Source organism: Acidobacteriota bacterium, from assembly GCA_020845575.1.
Lineage (GTDB): Bacteria > Acidobacteriota > Vicinamibacteria > Vicinamibacterales > Vicinamibacteraceae > Luteitalea.
Map to the genome: position 1 here is coordinate 35027 of JADLFL010000032.1, position 20658 is coordinate 55684.

General features: G+C 68.2%; 19 protein-coding genes. 9 read left to right on the forward strand and 10 right to left on the reverse strand.

The genetic code is table 11. The annotated features are described in order from the left end of the window. The first annotated feature begins 47 nt into the window (after positions 1-47). The 3 genes from IT182_08995 to IT182_09005 all read left to right on the forward strand — a co-directional run bounded on the left by IT182_08995 (position 48) and on the right by IT182_09005 (position 3200). Positions 48-1322 carry a hypothetical protein gene (locus IT182_08995; GenBank protein MCC6163470.1) on the forward strand — a complete coding sequence of 425 codons (1275 nt, stop codon included), beginning with the start codon at positions 48-50 and terminating at the stop codon, positions 1320-1322. 199 nt (positions 1323-1521) lie between these two features. Beyond that, positions 1522-2292 carry a hypothetical protein gene (locus tag IT182_09000; protein ID MCC6163471.1) on the forward strand — a complete coding sequence of 257 codons (771 nt, stop codon included), beginning with the start codon at positions 1522-1524 and terminating at the stop codon, positions 2290-2292. Between the two features lie 26 nt (positions 2293-2318). Further along, positions 2319-3200: a hypothetical protein gene (locus IT182_09005; protein ID MCC6163472.1), complete on the forward strand. Its 882-nt coding sequence runs from the start codon at positions 2319-2321 to the stop codon at positions 3198-3200. 63 nt (positions 3201-3263) lie between these two features. On the opposite strand, the gene IT182_09010 is transcribed toward IT182_09005, so the two are convergent. Beyond that, on the reverse strand, positions 3264-3779 hold the full coding sequence (locus tag IT182_09010) for a hypothetical protein (protein MCC6163473.1): 516 nt from the start codon (positions 3777-3779) through the stop codon (positions 3264-3266). A 173-nt stretch (positions 3780-3952) separates the two neighbouring features. Here IT182_09010 and IT182_09015 point away from each other — a divergent pair, with 173 nt between their 5' ends. From IT182_09015 to IT182_09030, 4 genes are all read left to right on the forward strand, one after another. Then, the gene (locus IT182_09015) at positions 3953-4681 is read left to right on the forward strand and encodes a class I SAM-dependent methyltransferase (protein MCC6163474.1); all 729 of its coding nucleotides are present in this window, start codon (positions 3953-3955) and stop codon (positions 4679-4681) included. Between the two features lie 25 nt (positions 4682-4706). Next, positions 4707-5657, forward strand: a complete 951-nt coding sequence (locus IT182_09020; GenBank protein MCC6163475.1) for a flippase-like domain-containing protein — start codon at positions 4707-4709, stop codon at positions 5655-5657. 72 nt (positions 5658-5729) lie between these two features. Next, positions 5730-6878, forward strand: a complete 1149-nt coding sequence (locus tag IT182_09025; protein MCC6163476.1) for a radical SAM protein — start codon at positions 5730-5732, stop codon at positions 6876-6878. A 103-nt stretch (positions 6879-6981) separates the two neighbouring features. After that, a complete protein-coding gene (locus IT182_09030) occupies positions 6982-8907 on the forward strand; it encodes an acetylxylan esterase (protein MCC6163477.1) in 1926 nt (641 codons plus the stop codon). Between the two features lie 30 nt (positions 8908-8937). Here IT182_09030 and IT182_09035 read toward each other — a convergent pair whose 3' ends face one another. Beyond that, positions 8938-10008, reverse strand: a complete 1071-nt coding sequence (locus IT182_09035; GenBank protein ID MCC6163478.1) for a PD40 domain-containing protein — start codon at positions 10006-10008, stop codon at positions 8938-8940. After that, entirely contained in the window at positions 10008-10799 is a 792-nt protein-coding gene (locus tag IT182_09040; protein MCC6163479.1) for a methyltransferase domain-containing protein, read from the reverse strand. Before IT182_09040 ends, IT182_09035 begins: the two co-directional genes overlap by 1 nt. 25 nt (positions 10800-10824) lie before the next feature. Here IT182_09040 and IT182_09045 point away from each other — a divergent pair, with 25 nt between their 5' ends. Then, positions 10825-12513 (forward strand): glycerol-3-phosphate dehydrogenase/oxidase, encoded by a 1689-nt coding sequence (locus IT182_09045; GenBank protein ID MCC6163480.1) that lies wholly within the window; start codon positions 10825-10827, stop codon positions 12511-12513. Here IT182_09045 and asnB read toward each other — a convergent pair. From asnB to IT182_09065, 4 genes are read right to left on the reverse strand one after another with little or no spacing between them, the layout of a single operon-like run. Then, entirely contained in the window at positions 12480-14411 is a 1932-nt protein-coding gene (asnB, locus tag IT182_09050; GenBank protein MCC6163481.1) for an asparagine synthase (glutamine-hydrolyzing), read from the reverse strand. The two genes, IT182_09045 and asnB, sit on opposite strands and share 34 nt — an antisense overlap. Before the next feature lie 7 nt (positions 14412-14418). Continuing rightward, on the reverse strand, positions 14419-15183 hold the full coding sequence (locus IT182_09055; GenBank protein MCC6163482.1) for an acyltransferase: 765 nt from the start codon (positions 15181-15183) through the stop codon (positions 14419-14421). Next, the gene (locus tag IT182_09060; GenBank protein ID MCC6163483.1) at positions 15180-16199 is read right to left on the reverse strand and encodes a glycosyltransferase family 2 protein; all 1020 of its coding nucleotides are present in this window, start codon (positions 16197-16199) and stop codon (positions 15180-15182) included. Before IT182_09060 ends, IT182_09055 begins: the two co-directional genes overlap by 4 nt. 14 nt (positions 16200-16213) lie before the next feature. Next, positions 16214-16819, reverse strand: a complete 606-nt coding sequence (locus IT182_09065; protein ID MCC6163484.1) for a DedA family protein — start codon at positions 16817-16819, stop codon at positions 16214-16216. 94 nt (positions 16820-16913) lie between these two features. On the opposite strand from IT182_09065, the gene IT182_09070 reads away from it, so the two are divergent. Next, positions 16914-18626 (forward strand): hypothetical protein, encoded by a 1713-nt coding sequence (locus tag IT182_09070; protein ID MCC6163485.1) that lies wholly within the window; start codon positions 16914-16916, stop codon positions 18624-18626. On the opposite strand, the gene IT182_09075 is transcribed toward IT182_09070, so the two are convergent. From IT182_09075 to IT182_09085, 3 genes are all read right to left on the reverse strand, one after another. Continuing rightward, a complete protein-coding gene (locus IT182_09075) occupies positions 18549-19247 on the reverse strand; it encodes a hypothetical protein (protein MCC6163486.1) in 699 nt (232 codons plus the stop codon). The genes IT182_09070 and IT182_09075 overlap by 78 nt on opposite strands. A gap of 127 nt (positions 19248-19374) precedes the next feature. Next, positions 19375-20211 (reverse strand): inositol monophosphatase, encoded by an 837-nt coding sequence (locus IT182_09080; protein MCC6163487.1) that lies wholly within the window; start codon positions 20209-20211, stop codon positions 19375-19377. Next, positions 20208-20654 (reverse strand): ATP-binding protein, encoded by a 447-nt coding sequence (locus tag IT182_09085; GenBank protein ID MCC6163488.1) that lies wholly within the window; start codon positions 20652-20654, stop codon positions 20208-20210. The genes IT182_09080 and IT182_09085 overlap by 4 nt, the downstream gene beginning before the upstream one ends. Positions 20655-20658: the final 4 nt, after the last annotated feature.

The window sequence follows — 20658 nt, forward strand, 5'->3', positions numbered from 1 at the left end:
GCGTCGTTCCGGCGGTCGTCCTCCGGCTTTCGCAGTGAGGACGTTCCATGCACACCATCCGGTACCAGACGCTCGCGACGCTGGCCTTCTGTACCCTGACCGTCGCGGGCTGTGAATCGAACAAGAGCCGCAATCCCCTGAGCCCCACCGTCGCGGGGCCCATTGCCGGCGTCACCATCACGGCGCCCAAGACGCTCGAACCCGTCAACGGGCAGGCGATCACCTCGGGCAACCCCGTGATCCTGCTCATCGAGAACGCCGCGACCACCGGTGAACGTCCGATCTGGCTCCAGGTCGAGATCGCCACCGACACGGCGTTCCAGAACAAGGTCCACACCGGCGACAAGGTCTCGCCCGGATCCGGCGGACGCACGACGTATCAGGTCCCCATCGCGCTGCCGGCCGGCGGCGCCCGCTACTACTGGCGCGCCCGGGCTCTCGATGGCGCCAATACCGGCGAATACTCTGCCGCGTCCAGTTTCGTCATCCAGGACCCCGTCGTGATCGGCATCCCGTCGCCCGCGGGTCCGACGGGCGGCACGGTGGTGACGTCCAACGCCCCGGATCTCACGGTGGCCAATGGCGTGGCGACAGGTCCGCTCGGCGGCCCTGTGGTCTATCGTTTCGAGGTCGCCACCGACGCCAACTTCGCCAACATGGTCGGTGTCCTCGCCGTGCAGCGCAGCGGCGGGTCCACCACGACGGTCCAGCCGACGGGCCTGCAGTACAACACCACCTACTACTGGCGTGTGAACGCCACCGATGGCGTCCTGACGTCGCCGTACTCCCCGACGGCGAGCTTCAAGACGCCCGCGTCGCCGGCGCCGACACCGTCGCCCAATCCCACCAATCCCACGACGCCGACGACACCGACGACGCCCACGACGCCGACCAATCCCGCGCCGGCGCCACCGAGCGGCGGCGCGCGCACGCCCAACCCCGGTCCGGGCCAGCGACTGCCGCTGCCCGACATGTCGTGGGTGGTCGAAGACGTGGCGCGGCAGTACCCGCAGGCTCTGCGCAACTCCTGCCAGGATCACGGGGGCTCCTGGGAGTTCATGGATCGCGTGGTCGACAGGCTGCGCCAGTACGACACCCGCTGGGGCTACAACGGCAAGCGCGGCAACGCCAGCGACCCGTCGCACGACGTGATCGACTACAACTGGGGATCCGATCGCGACGAGGGGACGACCAACGTCTACATCATCGACATCATCGGGGGGCACTGCGGATCGACGCCGTCGCCGGCCTGGATCGATCAGACGGGTGTCACCGCCAGTTCCGGCACCATCGGCCGCTGGACGGGCCGCGGGCGTTTCTGAGTCCCTCATCCCTGCAACCGGGGCGGCGCCCGTCCGCCTCGGTTGACTTCCTTCTCGCCCTATCCAACAATCGTTCGTCCGAATTCCCGGCGGACACGCAATCCCGGTGCGGTCGCCGTGCGCCCGCACCACACGTCAACCACGTCCACGACGACAACGATCCGACGGGGCTCGGAGCGGCTGTTCGACCGTTTCCTCTATGAATTCACGTACTTTGTTGGTCCTGGGGCTGCTGCTCACGCCGGCGCTTGCCGCGGCACAGTCCACTCCCTACGAACAGCGCGGCTTCGTGCAGATCGGTGCCGGAGCCCAGAGCGGCTCGCACGACGTCGTCAGCACGTCGACGTTCACCATCTACGACGAGCAGGGCACGGTGGCCGGCGCGCAGACGTACGGCGGCGGCACCATCCTGAACATCGGCGCGGGCGCGCGGGTGTGGAAGAACCTGGTGCTGGCGCTGAACTACACGCGCAACTCGGACACCATGGATACGGCGGTGGTGGCGCGCGTGCCGCATCCGTTGTTCCTCAACCGGCTGCGTGAAGCGCCGATGCCCGTGAGCGGCCTGAAGCACGAAGAGCAGGCCTATCACGTGAGCCTGAACTGGATGATCCCCATCGGGAAGGACCTCACGCTCGGCGTGGGCGCCGGGCCGTCGTTCGTGGGCGTGTCTCACGAGTTCGCCAGTTCCGCGCGGGTGCAGGAGACGGGCACCGCGCCCGACTTCGCGACCGTGATCGTGCAGGACGTGACGTTCACGCGCGGTGAGAAGACGGGCAAGACGATCAACGTCGGTGCGGACCTCACCTACAACCTGCCGTTCGAGCTCGGTCAGGCGGGCCGCCTGGGCGCGACCCTCGGCTTCAGGTATGCCGGCGGCACCGTGAACCTGCCCACGGGCTCGTCGGGTGACGTGGACGTCAAGTACGGCGGCACCCAGTTCTGGGGCGGCCTCCGCGTCTCCTTCTGATCGCGTTGCCACGAGGATCCACGACCATGAAGCATCTCTTCTCCACCGGTCTCGTCTCGCTGCTCGCGCTCAGCGCCGCCTGCAGCAACAGCTCCAACCCCATGTCGCCATCGGCGACGGGCATCGGCTCCGTATCGGCCGTGCCCGAGGGCACGCCGACGCTCAAAGCCAACACGCCGAGCACGCCTGAGCCCGCCTCGGGTGCCACCACCGAACTCGGCCCCAGCAACACCATCCCCGTGACGCTGTCGGTGACGACCGCCACCGCGACGCACGCCAACACCGTGACGCTCGGTCACCGCTTCCAGTTGTTCGAGGGCACCACGCTGATCGCGGAACCGCTGGTCCCGGCCGGCAGTGGCCGCACGAGCTGGCAGGTGACGGCGCAGCTCAAGTACGACGCGACGTACACGTGGCGCGCGCGCGCGGAACTGGCCGACGCCTATGGGGCGTGGTCACCGACGTGGACGTTCAAGACACCCGCGGCGCCTGTCTCGGGTGCGTTCCGCACGCCCGATCCGGCGCCCGGGACGCGCCTGCCGCTCCCCAACCGCATAGGTGTGGTCGACGCGGCGTTCAGGGCACGCCCCGACCTGGTCAGGCGTTCCTGCCAGGAGCACGGCGGCACGTGGGAGTTCATGGACTACCTGGTCGACGAGCTCCGCAAGGAGGACAACCGCTGGGGCTACAACGGCAAGCGCGGCAACGTGAACGACCCGTCGATGGACGTGGTCGACTACCACTGGGGCGCGGGTCCGAGCGACAACAGCACGCAGGTCTACATCATCGACATCATGTTCCAGCACTGCGGCAACTCGCCGTCGGCGGCATGGATCGATCAGACGGGCATCACGGCCGAGCAGCGCAGCATCGGTCGCTGGACCGGCCGCGGCCGCTTCACCAACTAGCCTCGGCATTTCGCAGGATGGAGCGTCGGCCCTTTTCGGGAAGGAAAGGGCCGACGCTTGCTGTCATCGACGAGGCCCCCGGGGACGAACTGGCTCCGGACGCTCGACGATGACGATCGAGCGCGTGCTGAACGTCAGCCGCCTGTCGTGACGCCAGTCGCGCAACACGTGCCTGAACCTCGCCAGGCGCGCGCGATGCGTCGGATCGAGGGATTCGCCTTCCAGGCGGTCGATGAGGGCCAGTTCGAGCGTCGCGATGGTGGTGTCTGGGGCGAAGGCCAGGAACGCCCGGCCTTGTCCGAGTGACACCAGTTTCACGTCAGGCAGGTCGTCGAACGCATCTTCGCGAACGACGATCAGCGACTGACCGTGGCCGATGGGGAGCAAGTCCACGTCAGGCGGCTCCCCGCTGCCGCCCGCCTCAGCCTCGTCTCTGCCCCGCAGCCTGTCCACGAGCTTCACGATCGCCCACCCGACGTCCGGATCGGTCTGTTGCAGGAATTCCACGGCGTCCTGCGGCAACGTCAACGCCACCAGCGTCGACGGCCTGCCGAACTTGGGCGGTCGTCCTCGGGCCATCGGCCAATTGGACGCGAGGCATTTGCTCAGATCAATGATGATTTTTCGAAGCAATTCATCCGGTGCCGCGAGGACCGGCCCGGAGCGTCGGCTTCACCCGTGAGCCGGATGTAGATAGGGCCGGCCCTCCGGGCCCGGCCGTCGCGGCACCGCTTGCCGTATGATCTCCCCCCGTGGCCGAGGACACGTTCTACAAGTCGTTTTCAGAGAAACAGCTCACCGGCTTCGGCGCCGCACGCCGCAGCCGGATCGAGCGCACGCGCCTCGGCCTGCTCCAGCAGTCCATCCAGCCGCCGGGCCGCTTCGTCGAAGTCGGACCCGGACGCGGCACGCTGGCCGAACTGGCCGTCGCGGCGGGCTGGGACTACACGGCCATCGAGCCCAGCGACATCCTGATCGATGTGCTGACGCAGAAGGGCCTGAAGGTGATCAAGGCCTTCACGCCGCCGATCCCGGGCGACGGCGACTCGCTCGACGTGCTGTATGCCGACCAGGTGATGGAGCACATGCCGGGTATCGATGCGGCGCGCGCCTTCACGTCCGATGCCCTACGCCTCCTTCGTCCCGGCGGCGTCTTCTTCGTCGTCGTGCCGGATTATCTGAAGGAACGGACGTTCTTCTGGGACGTCGACTACACGCACAACTTCGTGACCACCGAGCGGCGGATGCGGCAGCTGTTCAACGATGGCGGTTTTCACGTGGAGCGCGTGGTGCGCAGCATCGGCGTGGCAACGGGGCTGCGGCGTGACGCGCTGGCCGCGGCCGCCGTCCTCGCCAATCTCCCGGGCCTGAACACGTTCTCGCGATGGACGGGCACCGAAGACACTCTCTTCAAGGTGCGCAAGAACCTGTTCGAGACGCTGACCTTCGTCGCGCGCAAGCCCACGACCGGCCGGAACTGATGCACCGTACTTTCCCGTCGCGCGCATGCGACCACTGCCGCATCTGATCGGCTGGCTCCGCTCGCTCTGGGTGCGGGCCGCCCTGACGGTGGCGATCCTGGTCTATCTGGTGCGCCAGGTGGACGCCGGCGATGCGATGCGGGCCATCCTGCACGCCGATCCGCTGGCGCTCGCCGTGGTCGGCGGGCTCGTGCTGCTCGATCGTGCCGTCATGATCTGGCGCTGGGTCCTGCTCCTGCGCGCCAGCGGCACGTCGATCGACACGGCGACGGCGTCACGCATCTTCCTCGTCAGTTCGTTCGTGGGGAGTTTCCTGCCCGCGGGTGTCGGTGGCGACGCCGCGCGTGCCTACGCGCTCGGACAACGGACGTCGCAGCGCGGTGCGGCGGTGGCATCTGTCGCCGTCGACCGCATCCTCGGCGTGGTGGCCATCGCGCTGATGGGTGCGATCGGCGTGGCGTTCTACATGAGCCGGCACGCCGACCCGCAGATTCGTGTGGCCGCCATCACCAGCGCCATCGCGGTGCTGGTGGGGTCGGTGGCGGCCGTGTGGGCCGACCGCTGGCTGCGCTGGCTGCCGCGCACCTGGCACGACTGGACACCTGTCCGCCTGCCCTTGCGTATCGCCGACGCGATGGCGGCATACCGCAGGACGCCACGCGCGCTGGTTCAGGTGTTCGCGCTGTCTGTGCTGGTGCAACTGCTCCGGATTCTCCAGGCGTACGGGCTCGGCCTCGGTCTCGGGCTGACGGTTCCGTTCGCGTACTACCTGGTGTTCATGCCCATCGGCCTGCTGATGCTGCTCCTGCCCATCTCGATCAGCGGGTTCGGCCTGCCGCAGGGCGTGATCATGTGGCTCCTCCAACCCGTGGGCGTCCCCCGCGAGTTGTCGCTGGCTCTGGCAACACTGATCGTGCTGTCGGGCCTGTTCGGCAACCTGCCCGGTGCCTGGCTGTACCTGAAACGGGCGACCTAGGGCCACGGTTGGGCCCCTATGGCACGGCCCGCTTTGACTGGCCACCACAAGATGCTGTAGAGTCAAGCACTTATGGCGCAAGTATACGCGGCCAAGTACCTCGCCAAAGCGGCGCTCTCTGCTCCCCGGGATTTCGTCAACAGCTACATCGGGCGCGTCAAGCCGCTCCACCCGACGGTCCTGATCTTCCATGTCACCTTCGTGTGCGACGCCCGCTGCAACATGTGCAGCAACTGGACGCGTGGCAACCGCAAGGAGGACATGACCCTCGAGCAGATCGAGCAGGTCTTCGACTCCCCGCTCTGGAAACACATCGAGAACGCCAGCATCTCGGGCGGCGAGCCCACCACCCGCAACGATCTGGTCGAGATCGTCCGGGTGCTCATCGACAAGCTGCCGCGCCTGCGCAAGCTGACGCTGAACACGACGGGCCTCACGCCGCACCGCGGCATCCCGATGCTCACGAAGATCGTGCAGATGTGCCACGAGCGCGGCGTGATCTTCAGCACCCGTGTGTCGGTCGACGGCGTCGGCGACATGCACAACGAGGTGCGTCGCGTGAAGCGCGGCTTCGACAAGGCCGAGCAGACGATCGCCGCCATGAAGGAGTTGCAGAAGACCTACCCCTTCAACTTCGGCATCTCCACGACCATCTTCTCGATGAACCTGGACGACGCCGAGAACATCCTGGCGTGGGCGCGCCGCGAGAAGCTGGACATCGTGTTCAACATGGTCCGCTTCACCGAAGCGATGCTCGGCAACGCCGATCTCGCCAAGGACATCAAGCCGGTGAGCGAAGAGGAACAGCGCATGCGCCAGTTCTTCCTCGACCGCGTGCGCCATGACCCGCTGCTCGACGGGCAGAACTACATCTACATGCACTACGCGGACATGATCGCCAACGGCTATCACCGCACCGCGCCGTGCCCGTTCCAGACGCAGGGCATCATGCTGAACCCCGATGGCGGCATGTTCTTCTGCGAGAACAGCAACGTCGTCGGCAACGCCGTGACCGAGGATCCGGAGGCCATCTACTTCAAGCAGGCCTCGCAGGAGCACCGGAACTACATTCGCGACGAGAAGTGCCCGGCCTGCCTCAGTCCCTGCCAGATGAACGTGGCGGCGATCAAGCAGGTGGTGCCGTACGCGAAGTTCCTGGTACGCGCCAGCGCCGAGAAGCGCCGCGCCGCGCGGCGTCCGATCGCCGCCGCGGCGTTGTGAGGTGAAACCGGCAACGGGCAATCGGCAACCGGCAACCGGTCGCCTTGCAGATCGGACCGCACGCCCGCACCGAATAGAGCCGTCGTTCTTTTTCCTCATTGTCGTGACGTGCGTCGCGGCGGTGTGCCTGCCGCTGGCCGCGCAGGCGCCTCAATCGGTCACTCCCGAACGTGCGGCGTTCGATGCGTGGCTGGCCGCGCAGGCGACCGACGCCCTTGCCGCCCGCCGCGCCGTTGTCGCGTCGCTCACGTCGGCGGACGCCGTGATGACGCGGCGTCAGGACGTGCGCACGCAGATGGGCGAGGTGATCGGGCTGCTGCCCACTCTCGACACGCCGGTGCCGTCGACCGTGACGCGGACGACGCGGCGCGATGGCTATCGCATCGAGCACCTGATCTTCGAGAGCCTGCCCGGGCTGAAGGTGACCGCGGCCGTCTATGTACCCGACGGCCCCGGCCCATTCCCGGCGGTGCTCGGTACGGCGGGCCATGCCGACGAAGGCAAGGCTTCGGCGACGTATCAGCACGTGTGGGTCTCGCTCGCGCGCCGCGGATTCGTGGTGCTGGCCTACGACCCGCCGGGCCAGGGCGAGCGCTTCGAGTACCTCGATCCCGTCACCGGCCGATCGCGCGTGGGCGCGGGCACGCGTGAGCACATGATGACGGGTCTGCAGGTGCTGCTCACCGGACGCACGATCGCGGCCTACATGGTGCAGGACGGCCGCCGCGCACTCGACTACCTGCGCGCACGCCCCGATGTCGACGCCACGCGCATCGCTGTCGCGGGCAACTCCGGCGGTGGTACGCAGGCCGCGCTGCTCGGCGCGAGCGAACCGCGACTGGCGGCGGTCGTGGCCTCGTGCTACATCACGTCGTGGTCCGACATGTGGCTCACGCCAGGGCCGCAGGACTCCGAACAGATCCTCCCGGGCTTCCTCACGCGCGGGCTCGATTTCGCGGACTTCGCCGTCGCCGCGGCGCCGCGCGGCTTCCTCGTGAGCAGCGCCATCCAGGACTACTTCCCGATTGCGGGCTCCCGCGGGGCGTCGACGGAACTGCGCGCGATCTACGACGCGCTCGGCGCACCCGATCGCCTCGCGCGTGTCGAGAACGACGCGCCGCACGGCTGGTCGCAGCCCCTGCGTGAGGGTGCGTATCGTGCGCTCGGCGCGTGGCTCGGGCGTCCGGGGCAGCCTGACACCGAGGCACCCGTCACGCCGGAACCGGTCGAGGCACTGCGATCCACGCCAACGGGCCAGCTCGTCTCGTCCGTGGGCTCGCGAACCGTGCGCGAGGTGAACGCGGACGAGGCGCGCGCGCTCGCGGCGTCACGATCGCCCGTGTCGATGGCCGGTCTTCGTGCGCTGGTCGGCGATCTCTCGCAGCAGCGCGGAATCGTCGTGTCGCGACAGCGGCGCGCCGAAGGCGTGCATGTCGAGGATCTCGCGGTCGAGGTCGAACCCGGCGTGCACGTGCGCGCGAGCCTGACACGGCCTGCCACGGGTGGCACGCGCGCGGTGGTGTACGTGCACGAAGAGGGCGCCACGAGTCAGGACGCTGCCATCGCGCGCCTCGCGGCCGACGGCAACGTCGTACTGGCCGTCGATGTGCGCGGCACCGGAGCCCTGTCGCCCGGCACGGGGGACAGCGGGTACGCGGGTGCGTATCAGTTCGCCGCACGAGCCTGGCTGCTCGGCACGAGTGTCGTCGCATGGCAGGCGCGAGATCTCCGTGCCGCGGCAGACGTGCTGAGGCGGGAAGCGCCTGAGGCACGGACGATCGAACTGCACGCCAGTGGACAGACGGTCCCTGCCGCATTGTTTGCGGCGCAGTTCGATCGCTTCGATGCGGTGACGCTCGAAGACGGCCTCACGAGCTACCTGGATCTGGCCACCGCCGACACGCACGATGGCGCGACGCTGACGGTGATCCCAGGCGTCCTGCGCGTCACCGACCTGCCCGAACTGGCCGCCCGTCTCGCCCCAACATCCGTCCGCATCGTTGGTCCACGCAGCCCCGCGGGACGGTAGGGTCGGCCTCCGGGCCGACGATTCACCTGTTCAAGAGGCGGGCTTCCAGTCGGCGAGGCGGTCGTTGCCAGGACCGGTGGTGAGGGTGACGCGTCGGTTGGGGTCGGAGGTCGACACGAGGGCGAGGTCCCAGTCTTCGCCGGCGTGGTGTTCGGGACTCGTCGCGATGACCAGCCACTGACCATCGGGCGAGACGCGCGGGTAGTAGCTCCACTGCGTGGCGTGCGCGTGCGCGGTGCCAACGGCACCCGATGCCAGATCACGGCGCTGGATGGACGAGGGTTCGCTGTCCAGCTGCACGTTGAACAGCGTGCGCCCGTCCGGCGACCACGACGGCCAGCACGCGCCGCCGCTCGACGGCAGCGGGCGGCTCTCCCCGCTCGCCAGATCCAGCACATGGACCTGATAGGACCAGAACTGGCCGATGCGCAGCGTCTGCCCGCCGAACGCCACCTGACGCCCATCCGGAGACACGGCAGGCATGAGCGCACGACCGACGAAGTTGTGCGTGAGCCGCTCGGTCCGACCATCGGCCAGCCACACGCGATACAGGTCGCCGCGCGACTCCCTGTCGGACGAGAAGATCAGCGACTGCCCATCGGGCATCCAGCTCGGGTCCACGTCGTTGCCCGGGTCACGCGTCACGCGCCTGATGTCCGAACCGTCGGCGCGCATCACGTACACGTCGAAGTCTGGCGTGCCTGACTCGGCATCCGGCCCGTAGTGTGCCCGGTTCGACGCAAACGCGATGACGCGCCCGTCTGGTGACCACCGCGGCGATTCGTCGCGCCAGTCCCGTCCCCTCGTCAATGCGGTGACGCGACCGTTCGCGAGATCGAGCGTGTAGATCTTCGGCCTGCCGGAGACGTCCGACTGGAAGGCCAGCGTCCCCGTGGTCACGGCGCGATACGGTTGCGCCAGGGCTGGCAACGGCTCGGCGGGTGCCGCCGTGGCGCCCGACGCCGCGGCCGCCGGACCCGCGTCGGGCGGCTCGTGTTCGACGGCGGCCGCGGCGACAGGCATCTCCGCCCCCCGCGGCTCACCGCAGCCGGCGATCGCCACAACCACCGCCGCGAGCGCGACGGCACCCGCACGCGACACTATGGCCGGCAGAAGGCCATCAGGTGCCAGCCGAACCTGGCCACCCACGATCGCGGCAGTGCGTTGAACGTCCCGACGAAGATCGAATTGTAAGCCGTCGCTTTCCATCCCTTGTGCAGCCTCGAGGCCACGGGGAATCGTTCCGGCACGATCTCCACGTGACTGAAGGGCGCCAGCAGCGCCGTGAACTCGGGGATGGAGTACAGCGTCAGCACCGGCGCATCGCCGTGCTCGAGGCCCACCTTCATGACCGTGGACATGGCGTTCAGCCACGACACGCGGTTGTAGACCATGAAGATCGCCAGCCCGTCCGGCCGCAGCACCCGTCGCGCCTCGGCCACGATCGCCGGCGCATCGGCGGCGTACTGCAACACCCCATGGCAGTAGACGACGTCGAAGGCGTCCTGGTCGAACGGCAGGGCTGCGCCGTCGGCCACGCGCAGATCCTCGGCCTGCAGGCCGTGCAGTTCGAAGTTCCGCCGCGCGAGATCGATCGACGTCTGGGCGAGGTCGACGCCCGTGACCCGCGCGCCGCCACGAGCGAACCGCACGAGATCGGTCCCGATCCCGCAGCCGATCTCGAGCACGCGCTTGCCCGCGAACCCGGCGAAGTCGACGAGCGTCGGCAGGTAATGCAGCTTGTCGAACCGGTAGTCGTCGAGGTCGTCGAAGAACTCGCGCGTGCCCACCGCGTGGGTGGTCATCTCGAGATCATGGATGCGCGTATTCCAGTAGGCGGCAACGTCGGCGCTGGTGACGGGTCCCTGCGGCCGTGCCGCGGTCGAGTGCATCCCGCTATCGTAGAATACCTGCTGCGTGCGACGCGACCCGAGTCGACTCACGACCTCCGAGTTCGACCTCCTCATCGTGGGTGCCGGCATCTACGGTGCAACGGTTGCCTGGGACGCCACACAACGTGGCCTCAAGGTCGCCCTCATCGACAAGGGCGATTTCGGCAGCGGCACGTCCTTCAACAACGCCAAGACGGTACACGGTGGCGTGCGCTCCCTGCAGCGCGGCCACGTCGGCGAGATGCGCGAATACCTGCGCGAACGCCGCGCGCTCTCGCACATCCTGCCGCACCTGGTCCACCCGCTGCCGTTCCTGCTGCCCACGCGGTCGTCGCCGTCGCGCCACAAGCTGGCGCTGGGCACGTATTTCAAGATCAACGACCTGCTCGCCGCCGATCGGAACGCGCTTGCCGATGCCAGCAAGCACCTCCCCGCCAGCCGCATCGTCTCGCGTGAGGAGTGCCTGCGACTGGCGCCGTGGATCGATCCGGACGGCGTCACCGGCGCGATTGAATGGCACGACGCCCAGCTCTCGAACAGCTCGCGTGCCGAGCTCGCGTTCATCAGCACGGCGGCTCGCCACGGGCTCGAAGCCGCCAACTACGTGCAGGCCGTGACGCTGCTGCGCCACGACGACGGACGCGTGGTGGGCGTGATGGCGCAGTCGTCGCAGCCCGACTCACCGCACTTCCCCATCCGTGCGCGCATCGTGCTGCTTGCGACAGGCGGGTGGACGGCGGAACTGCTGCGGTCGCTTGGCGCGTCGCCCAGCGGACGGCGCGTGCCGCAGTGGTCGGTGGCGATGAATCTCGTGCTCGAGGGCAAGGGCGGCACGCACGCCGTCGGCGGAACCGCGCGTGGACGCCTCTTCTTCCTTGCGCCGTGGCGCGGCGCCACGATCGCCGGTACGAGCCACGACCCATGGACGGGCTCGGCCGATCATCTGGCGCCGCGGCGCGACGATGTGCACCAGCTCCTCGATGATGTCAACGCCGCGTTCCCGCGCGCGAACGTGCGCCCTTCTGACGTCCGCCTCGTCCACCGCGGCCTGCTGCCGGCCACGGAAGCAACGACCGCGCGCGTGGTGCTCCTGCGTGAGAGCCCGCTGAACGACCACGCGGAGGACGGCTGCCGCAATCTGTTCTCGCTCGTGGGCGTGCGCTACACGACGGCACGACACTCGGCCGAGCGCGCCGTGGATGCGGTCTGCCGCGCACTCGACATGGCGCGGCCGTGCCTCACGTCGACCACGCGCCTGGACGGCGGCGACATCCACGACTTCCACGCGTTCGTCGGGGCCGCGCAACGCGAAGCCACGGCCGGGGTGCCGGCGGCGCTCATCGAACGCCTGATCTGCAACTACGGCACCGCGTGGCGCGACGTGATTGCCGTGGGCGATGGCGACCCACGCCTGCTGCGGCCATTGGGACACCGCGACGACGGCGCGGAAGACACGGCATCCGGGATGCGGCAGTGTCCGGTGACGGGTGCCGAGGTGCTCTACGCCGTGCGCGAAGAGATGGCGCTGACGCTGACCGACGCACTGCTGCGGCGAACCGAGGCCGGCAGTCGCGGTCCCGCCGGCGACGCGGCCGTGAAAGACGCTGCAGCGCTCATGGCGGGGGAGCTGGGATGGAGCGACGACCGGCGGCGCGACGAGATACAGGCACTGGCGCGCACTTACGACACCGCGGTCGCCACGCGCGGCAACTGAACGGGCGCGTCGAGCGCGTCCGCCCATCGCTCGAACACCATCAGCGAGAACAACTGGTGTGCGTGGTTGGCACGGCCGGCCACGTGCTCCTGCATCAGCCGATCGACTTCACGCGGCTCGAAGAGTCCCCGCCGGCGCAGGCGCTCCGGCGACAGCAGGTCGCGCATCAGCGGCTGCAGATCGCGTCGCAGCCAGTTCTTCATCGGGATGCTGAAGCCCTCCTTGCGGCGTAACAGGATGCCGTCCGGCAGCACGCCACGCAACGCCTCCTTCAGCACGATCTTCCGTTCGTGACCGCGGACCTTCAGGTGGCCGGGCATCGAGAACGCGAGCGTCATCACGTCGGCGTCGAGGAACGGCGCACGCGTTTCGAGCGAGGTCGCCATGCTCATGCGATCCACCTTCACCAGGATGTCGTCGGCCAGGTACGTGCGCAGGTCAGCGTACAACTCGCGATTCACCACATCGCCTGCCTGATACGCACCGAGGGCGTCACGCACTTCGCGATGGACGTCGCCGCCGAGTGACGCTTCGCGCATGGCCGGGGTGTACAGGCGCGCGCGCGACGCCTGGTTCATGAACGTCGACCAGCGGAAGTGCCCGAGGTCGGCCGGGTGATGCGCCACACCGTCGAGGAAGCGCTTCACCTTGTTGAGCGCGCCCTTCTTCTGCTCGGACGGCGGAACGACGCTCGCCGCCCGATCGGCCAGCCGCCACGCCACGTCGGGAGCCACGCGCGACAGCCGCGAGGCGAGCGCCTGCGCCGCATACGCGTCATACCCGCCGAACAACTCGTCGCCGCCATCGCCGGCCAGCACGCCCTTCACATGCTGGCGCGCGAGCCGCGACACCATGTAGGTGGGAAACAGCGACACGTCGGCGAACGGTTCGTCGAGGTGCGCCACGAGCGGATCGAAGAGCGTGGCGACGTCCGCCGTGACGAGATCCTCGACGTGCGTGAGCCCGAAGCGCTCGGCCACCGCGCGGGCATACGGCAGTTCGTTGTAGGTCTCGTCACGGAACCCCATGCTGAAGCTCGTGACCGTCACGCCGCGGCGCACCGCCGCGTCTGCCATGAACGCCGCGATCGCGCTGGAGTCGATGCCGCCCGACAGGAACACGCCAAGCGGGACGTCGGACATCATCTGCCTGTCGACGGCCGTCGCCAGCGCCTCGCGCACGGCCTGCGCGGCGTCTGGCAACGCCCATTCGCGCACCGGCGTGTCGGCGGCGTCCCAGTAGCGCGTCACCTCGACAGCCCCGTCGCGATACACGAGGTGATGCGCGGCCGGCAGCTTGCGGATCTGCGTGAACAGCGTGCGCGGCGCCATGACGTACTCGTACGTCATGAACTGATCGAGCGCGCCGAGATCGAACTCGCGCGAGATCTCGGGGCGCACGAGCAGCGCCTTGACCTCCGACGCGAGGAACAGGCCCTGAGGCGTGTGCGCGTAGAAGAGCGGCTTCTCCCCCGCACGATCGCGCGCCGCGACGAGCGCGCCGGTCCGTTCGTCGTGCAGCGCGACGGCGAACATGCCGCGCAGCCTGGCGAACGCGTCGCCCCCCCACTCCTCGTACGCGTGGACGACGGCCTCGATGTCCGAGCCGGATCGGAAGACGTGACCGAGGGCGCTCAGTTCGGCGCGCAGGTCCGGGTAGTTGTAGATCTCGCCGTTGCCGACGACATGGATGTCGCCCCGCTCGTTGCTGAACGGCTGCTGCCCGCCCTGGATGTCCATGAAGGACAGGCGCCGCATGGCCAGCGCCGCGCCCGGCCGCGCGATCAGTCCCTCGTCTTCCGGCCCGCGATGCACGAGCCTCCGCACCATCTGATGGACGGCGTCGGCAGAGACTGGCGCTCGCGGGTCACGATCGGCGATGGCGGCGATTCCGCACATGGGCAGTTCAGCTCTGCGGGCTTCGGCGATCCCGGACGACTTTGGCCGGCGTGCCGACGGCAATGGCGTAGTCGGGGATCGCGCCGACGACCACGGCTCCGGCACCGATGATGGCGTCGCGACCAACCGTGGATCCGTCTGTCACGACGACGTGCGCGCCGAGCCAGACGTGATCGCCGATGTCGATGCCAGCGGCGGTGCGCCCCTGATCGAGCACGGGCACCTCGACGTTGTCGTAGAGATGATCGCCGCCCACGAGATACGTGTACGCGGCAATCAGCACCTTCCTGCCGACACGCACCCGCGAGGCCGAGAAGATCTCGGTGTTGAAGCCGATGTTGGCCTCGTCCTCCACGACGATGTCGCCGTTCTTGCAGCTCAGGATCGCGTGGCGACCGAGGAACACGCCGCTCCCCAGCGTGATGCCCGTGTTGTCGGTCCCCTTCGCGTCGAGACAGCACCCATCGTCGATCACGACGTTGTCGGCGATGTGGATCTTGTGAGGATGCCGGAGCACGACGCCTGTGCCGAACACGACACCGCGCCCACACGATCCGAGGAGCAGGGGGTACAGCTTCGAGCGAAGGAAGAGTCCCAGCGCGCCGGGCACGCCCCAGCACAGGAGCGTGATGCACTCATACGCGAGCAGCGCTCCCAGTCCCGGTCGCCCGATCACCAGATCGGCGTAGCGCTGCGCCTTCGACTTCTTCTCGTCGAACAGTTCGCGCTGGATCACCGTGATCCGCGTGTCGTGATCGCGCGGCGTCTTCACCCGCGCGACACCTCCCGCGGACCCGCACCGATCTGGACGGGCACGTGCAATGACTCGGGATGTTCGGCCGATGCCTCGACGATGTCGCGGATCGCGTAGGTGGGTTTGTCCTGCGATTCGTGATACGTGCGCGCCTGCAGTTCGGCGAGTAGCCCCATCGTCAGCAACTGAAGTCCGGACGACACGAGCAGGATGCCGAAGAGCAGCAGTGGACGATCGGCGATGCCCTGATGCAGGAAGAGGCGCACGAACGCCAGGTACACCATGATGAGCGCACCGAGGCTGCCGAGAATCACGCCGATCAGGCCGAAGATCTGCAGCGGCCGCGTGGCGTAGTTGAGCAGGAACTTCACCGTCAGCAGGTCGAGGATCACGCGGATCGTGCGCGAGAGGCCGTACTTGGACGTGCCCGCCCGCCGCGCGCGATGGTTCACGACCACCTCCGACACCTTCACGCCGAACTCGCTCGCGATCGCGGGGATGAACCTGTGCATCTCGCCGTAGAGCCGCAGCGGCTTGACGACCTCGCTCCGGAACGCCTTCAGCGAACAACCGTAGTCGTGCAGGTCGACGCCCGTCGCGCGCGAGATGAGCTTGTTGGCGATCACCGACGGGATGCGCCGCGTGACGAGCGTGTCCTTCCGGTCCTTGCGCCAGCCGCAGACGATGTCGAAGCCTTCCTCGAGCCTGGCCACGAGCATCGGGATGTCCTTCGGGTCGTTCTGCAGATCGCCGTCGGAGGTGATGATCACGCTGCCGCGCGCATATGCGAAGCCGGCCGAGAAGGCGGGGGTCTGTCCGAAGTTCCTGCGGAAGCGGATGACGCGGAATCGCGGGTCGCGCGCGGGCAGGCGCGCGAGGGCCTCCGCGCTGCCGTCGGTGCTGCCGTCATCGATGAGCAGCACCTCGTAGGCGCGGCCCCAGCCGTCGAGCGCCGCCGTGATCTCGTCGAACAGGGCCTCGATGTTCGGCGCCTCGTTGTAGATCGGGATGACGAGCGAGATCTCGGGAGGCATCAGGAAGCGCAGGATTATACTGCACCGGCCGGCTGCGTCCGACGCTGGCGGAGCACCGCGTAGACGAGGGCGCCGACCACGAGCAGTGCGGCAAGCCCCAGCGATACGGGGCGCAGGTTCTCGTCGAGGAACGTCATCGCCTGCTGCCCGTACCAGCGGGCCAGCAACGCCTCGCCCGTGTAGCGGAAGCCGCGTCCCAGCGCGATCGCCGCGGCGAACTGCCAGAGCGGGATCTGCACGACGCCGGCCAGCAGCACGAACACCTTGAACGGCGCCGGCGGCGGCAGGATCGACGGCACCAGCACCGCGAGCAATCCCCAGCGCTGGAACGTGGCACGTGCGCGGGCCATCCGCGCCTCGCTCACCATCTTGCGCAGGAGACGCTCGCCGCCCTTGCGCGCCAACAGGTACATCGCCACGCAGCCCACGACCGATCCGGCGGTTGCCATCAACGCGTGGACCAGCCACATCGACGGCTCGCGGCTCACCATCCACACGAGCAGGAGGTCTGGCACCTGCGGCAGGGACAAGAGCGACGAATCGAGGAGCGCGACAAGGAACAACCCCGGCGCCCCGAGGGCCACGGCGAACGACTGAACGGCAGCGACGACTTTTGACATGCAGCAGACCCACCCCTGGCACTCCGGTGGGCGAGGTACTATGGCGGGATGGTCGGTCCCCGACCAACCCACTGATTATTCCACAACGCGTCCCGTGCCCGAATCGACACCTCCGTCGCGCCTGACACTGCCGCCCCCGCCGCGCATCCCCGGACAGGCCATCTTCCTGGTGGCGGCCGCGGCGGCCCTGCTGCTGGGTGCCGTCGCCACCAACTACTACGCGGCACACGACCTGACGCTCAGTCACTACGACGCGAAGGCCCACCTGGTCGTCGCACGGCGCATCTTCGACAGCCTCACGCCTGGCTGGCGCCAGATCGGCGCCGTCTGGCTGCCCCTGCCGCACGTCCTCAACGCGCTGCCCGTGCAGGTCGACGCGTGGTACCGCACCGGATCGTCGGGCGTCGTGATCTCGATGCTGTCCTTCGCGGCGGCCGCCGGATCGCTCGCCTGGCTCATCGCGAGTCTCACGGGATCGCGCGCCGCCGCCGTTGCGGCCGTCGCGGCGTTCATCTATCAGCCGGACCTGCTCTACCTCCAGGCCACGCCGATGACCGAGCCGCTCCTGCTCGGACTGACGGTGAGCGGCATCGCACTCCTCTATCACTGGACCATGTCGACGCTCCACCGGGCACCGGGCACCGCGCAGCGGGCACCGGGCGGTGAGCTGTCGGCAACCGGCAACCGGCAACCGGCAACAGGGCATGGCACGCCGGGCACCGGGCACCGGGCATCGGACATCGGCGACAGTGTCGGGACAACGCCGTCAGCGTGGCGACCGGGGCTGGTCCTCGCCTTGGCGTGTCTCACGCGCTATGAGGCGTGGCCCATGACGACCGCCGCGGGTCTCGTGGCGCTCCTCACGCTGTGGCGGGGCGGACTCGGCTTCTGGACGGCATGCACCGCGGCGCTGCGCGTCGGCGTGTGGCCGCTGGGCGCGCTGGTGCTCTTCCTGATTCTGAGCAAGGCCACTGTTGGTGCGTGGCTCGTGACGGGCGGATTCTACGAAGCCACCAACCCCGCGCATGGGCTCCCCGCTCAGGCGCTGGTACAGGTCGGCTGGGGGCTCGGTCGTGTCGGAGGCTGGCCGCTGGCGTGGGCCGGCGCAGCAGGCGCGGCTGTCGTGCTGCTCCAGGGATTGGTGCGAAAGGAATATCAGGCGCGCTGGTTCGCGCTGGCGCTGGCCGGGTGTGCGGCGTTGCCGTACCACGCGTTCGTGAGTGGTCACCCGTTCCGCATCCGCTACATGATCGTGCTCATCACGGCGGCGGCGGCATGTGTCGGGCTCCTGATCGGCACGCTGCCGAAGGCGTATCGCACGGCCGCCGCGGCACTGGTGCTCGCCGTGCTCGCGTTCGACAGGCAGCCGCTGGGCCTGCGATCACCGATGGTCGAAGAGGCACAGTGGGATCGCGCCAATCAGCGCGAACGCCGCGAAGTGACCGCCTGCCTGATGGAGGCCTGGCGCGGCGAGCCCATCCTCATCAGCATGGGCTCGCTCGCCCACGACATGCAGGAAACCTCGACGAGCGGGCTGGCCATCAAGCACTACATCCACGAGGGAATTGGCGAGATCTGGTACGAGGCCCTGAAGAGCCCCCGCCGCCACGCCGCCTTCGTCCTCATCGAGGAGAAGGCGGAGGGCGGAGATGAGCTGTATCGCATGGCTCAGGAGGACCCGGCGTTCCTCGCCGGTTTCACGCGCACATGCGACGGCGGCGGTGTGGTGCTATTTCAACTTGAAGCCAACCGTGAACAGCACCGTGTGGCCTCCGAGGTCGAGCTTGTCGCCGTAGAAGCCGAGTGACGAATCGAGGCCGGCCTTGGCCGTGGCGTAGCGCCACTCCCCACCCATCAGGACGCTCGTCCCGAGGGGCATCCTGAAACCTGCCAGGAACACTGGCCCCATCTCCATGCCGCTGTCGGTAAAGCTGTCGCGGAAGATCTCGCCGTTGTCGAAGTCGAGGAACTCCCCCACTTCCGTGTACTGCCACCTGTTGAGCTGTACTCCACCACCGACATAGGGCTGGAAGCTTCCGTCGCGCGAGAGCGGGAACAGCTTCGCCGTGAACGACAGCGGGATGTTGCGCAACTTCATGTCGGAGTCGATCTCCGTCCCGTCATCGTCCACGTAGCGGTCGTAGATCGTGGGGACGGTACGCGCGTAGAAGTTCAGGCCGGCACCGACCTCGACGAAGGACCCCAGGCTGACGGCCACGTCGCCACCGACCGTCCCGCCATTGAAGTCCGCCAGGTCGAAGACCAGGAAGCTCAGGTTCTGCCGCAGCACATCGTCGCGATCGCGAGCCTCCTCGCCCTTGACCACGAACCCGCCCAAATTGAGGCCGACGACCACGTCCTGGGCCATCGCCGTCCCGGCGCTTGCGAGTACCATCAGCAGCCCGCCGGTCATCACGCGTCGAATCATGACAAGTACCTTCCCCGATGCCAGATGGCGAACCCGGAGGCCACGCCCCATGCGTGCGACCGCTGGCATGCGTCCTGTGACGAGAGAAAAGCAAGGAATGTGCCGCGCCGCGTGTCCTCGCGACGGGTCAGGCCGGCAGCGTGTACCCGCGCGCGCCGTAGAAGCCGGAGAGCAGCTCGAGCATTTCGTCGTGGATGCGTCCGTTGGTGGCCAGCACAGGCGCCATGCGTGACTGGAACCGCGCACCACGCCAATCGGTGACGCGGCCGCCCGCCTCCTCGACGATGAGAGCGCCGGCGCAGGAATCCCAGGGCTTCAGGGACGACTCGTAGAAGCCGTCGAAGCGGCCGGCCGCTACATAGCAGAGATCCAGCGCCGCCGATCCCAGGCGACGCACCGCCCGGCTCCGTCCGAGGAAGTGTCCGAAGAGCGCCACGAGCGCCTCTCCCGTCTCGGGCCGCTGCACGTCGTACGGGAAACCTGTGACAAGCAGGCTGTCGATCACCGTGTCGGCAGCTGTCACGGTGATGCGCTCGCCGTTCAGGCGCGCGCCCTGCCCCCGCTCCGCCGTGAACAGCTCGCGGCGCGTCGGGTCGTACACGGCGGCCACGATCGTCTCCCCATCGAGCTCGAGACCGAGCGACGCGCAGAAGATCGGCAGTCCGTGGGCGAAGTTGGTGGTGCCATCGATGGGATCGAATACCCAACAGTAGCCGGGAGCGGTCCGGCGCAGCAGGTCGTCCTGCTGGAGCTCCTCACCGAGAACGACGTGATCGGGGAAGCGCTCAGCGACAAGGGCGCGGAACATGCGTTCCACGGCCACGTCGACCTCTGTCACCAGGTCGATGGCGCCCTTCTTGTCGATGCGCATCGGCCCGCCGAAGTGGGCCATCTGGATGGCGCCGGCCTTCTGCACGGCGTCGACAGCGGTGGCGAGCAGGAGCGGGTCCGGAACGCTCGTCATGCGTCCTGCACCGCGAGGCGCTTGCGCATGCGGACGGCCATGCCGCCTTCAGGCCGGCGCGTGAGGTCCACTTCGTCCATGAAATTGCGCATGAAGAAGATGCCGCGCCCGCTCGACTTGAGCAGATTCTCAGGGGCGAGCGGATCGGCCACGTCCTCCGGTTCGAACCCGCCACCCTCGTCTGCCACGGTGATCTCGAGGATTTCCGGCGCGGCCGCCGGGAGCAGCGAGAAATCGACGTGCACGTGTTTGGCCGAATCGAACTTGTTCCCGTGGCGAATGGCGTTCACCACCGATTCGCGCACCGACACGCCAACCCAGTGGCAGGCATCCTCGTTCAACCGCGCCGACGCGCACAACTCGTCGCAGACCACTTGCACGTAGTCGAGCACGTCGATGTGGCTTGGCAGGACCAGGGAGAGTGTGGACCGATCGGAGGCCATGTCG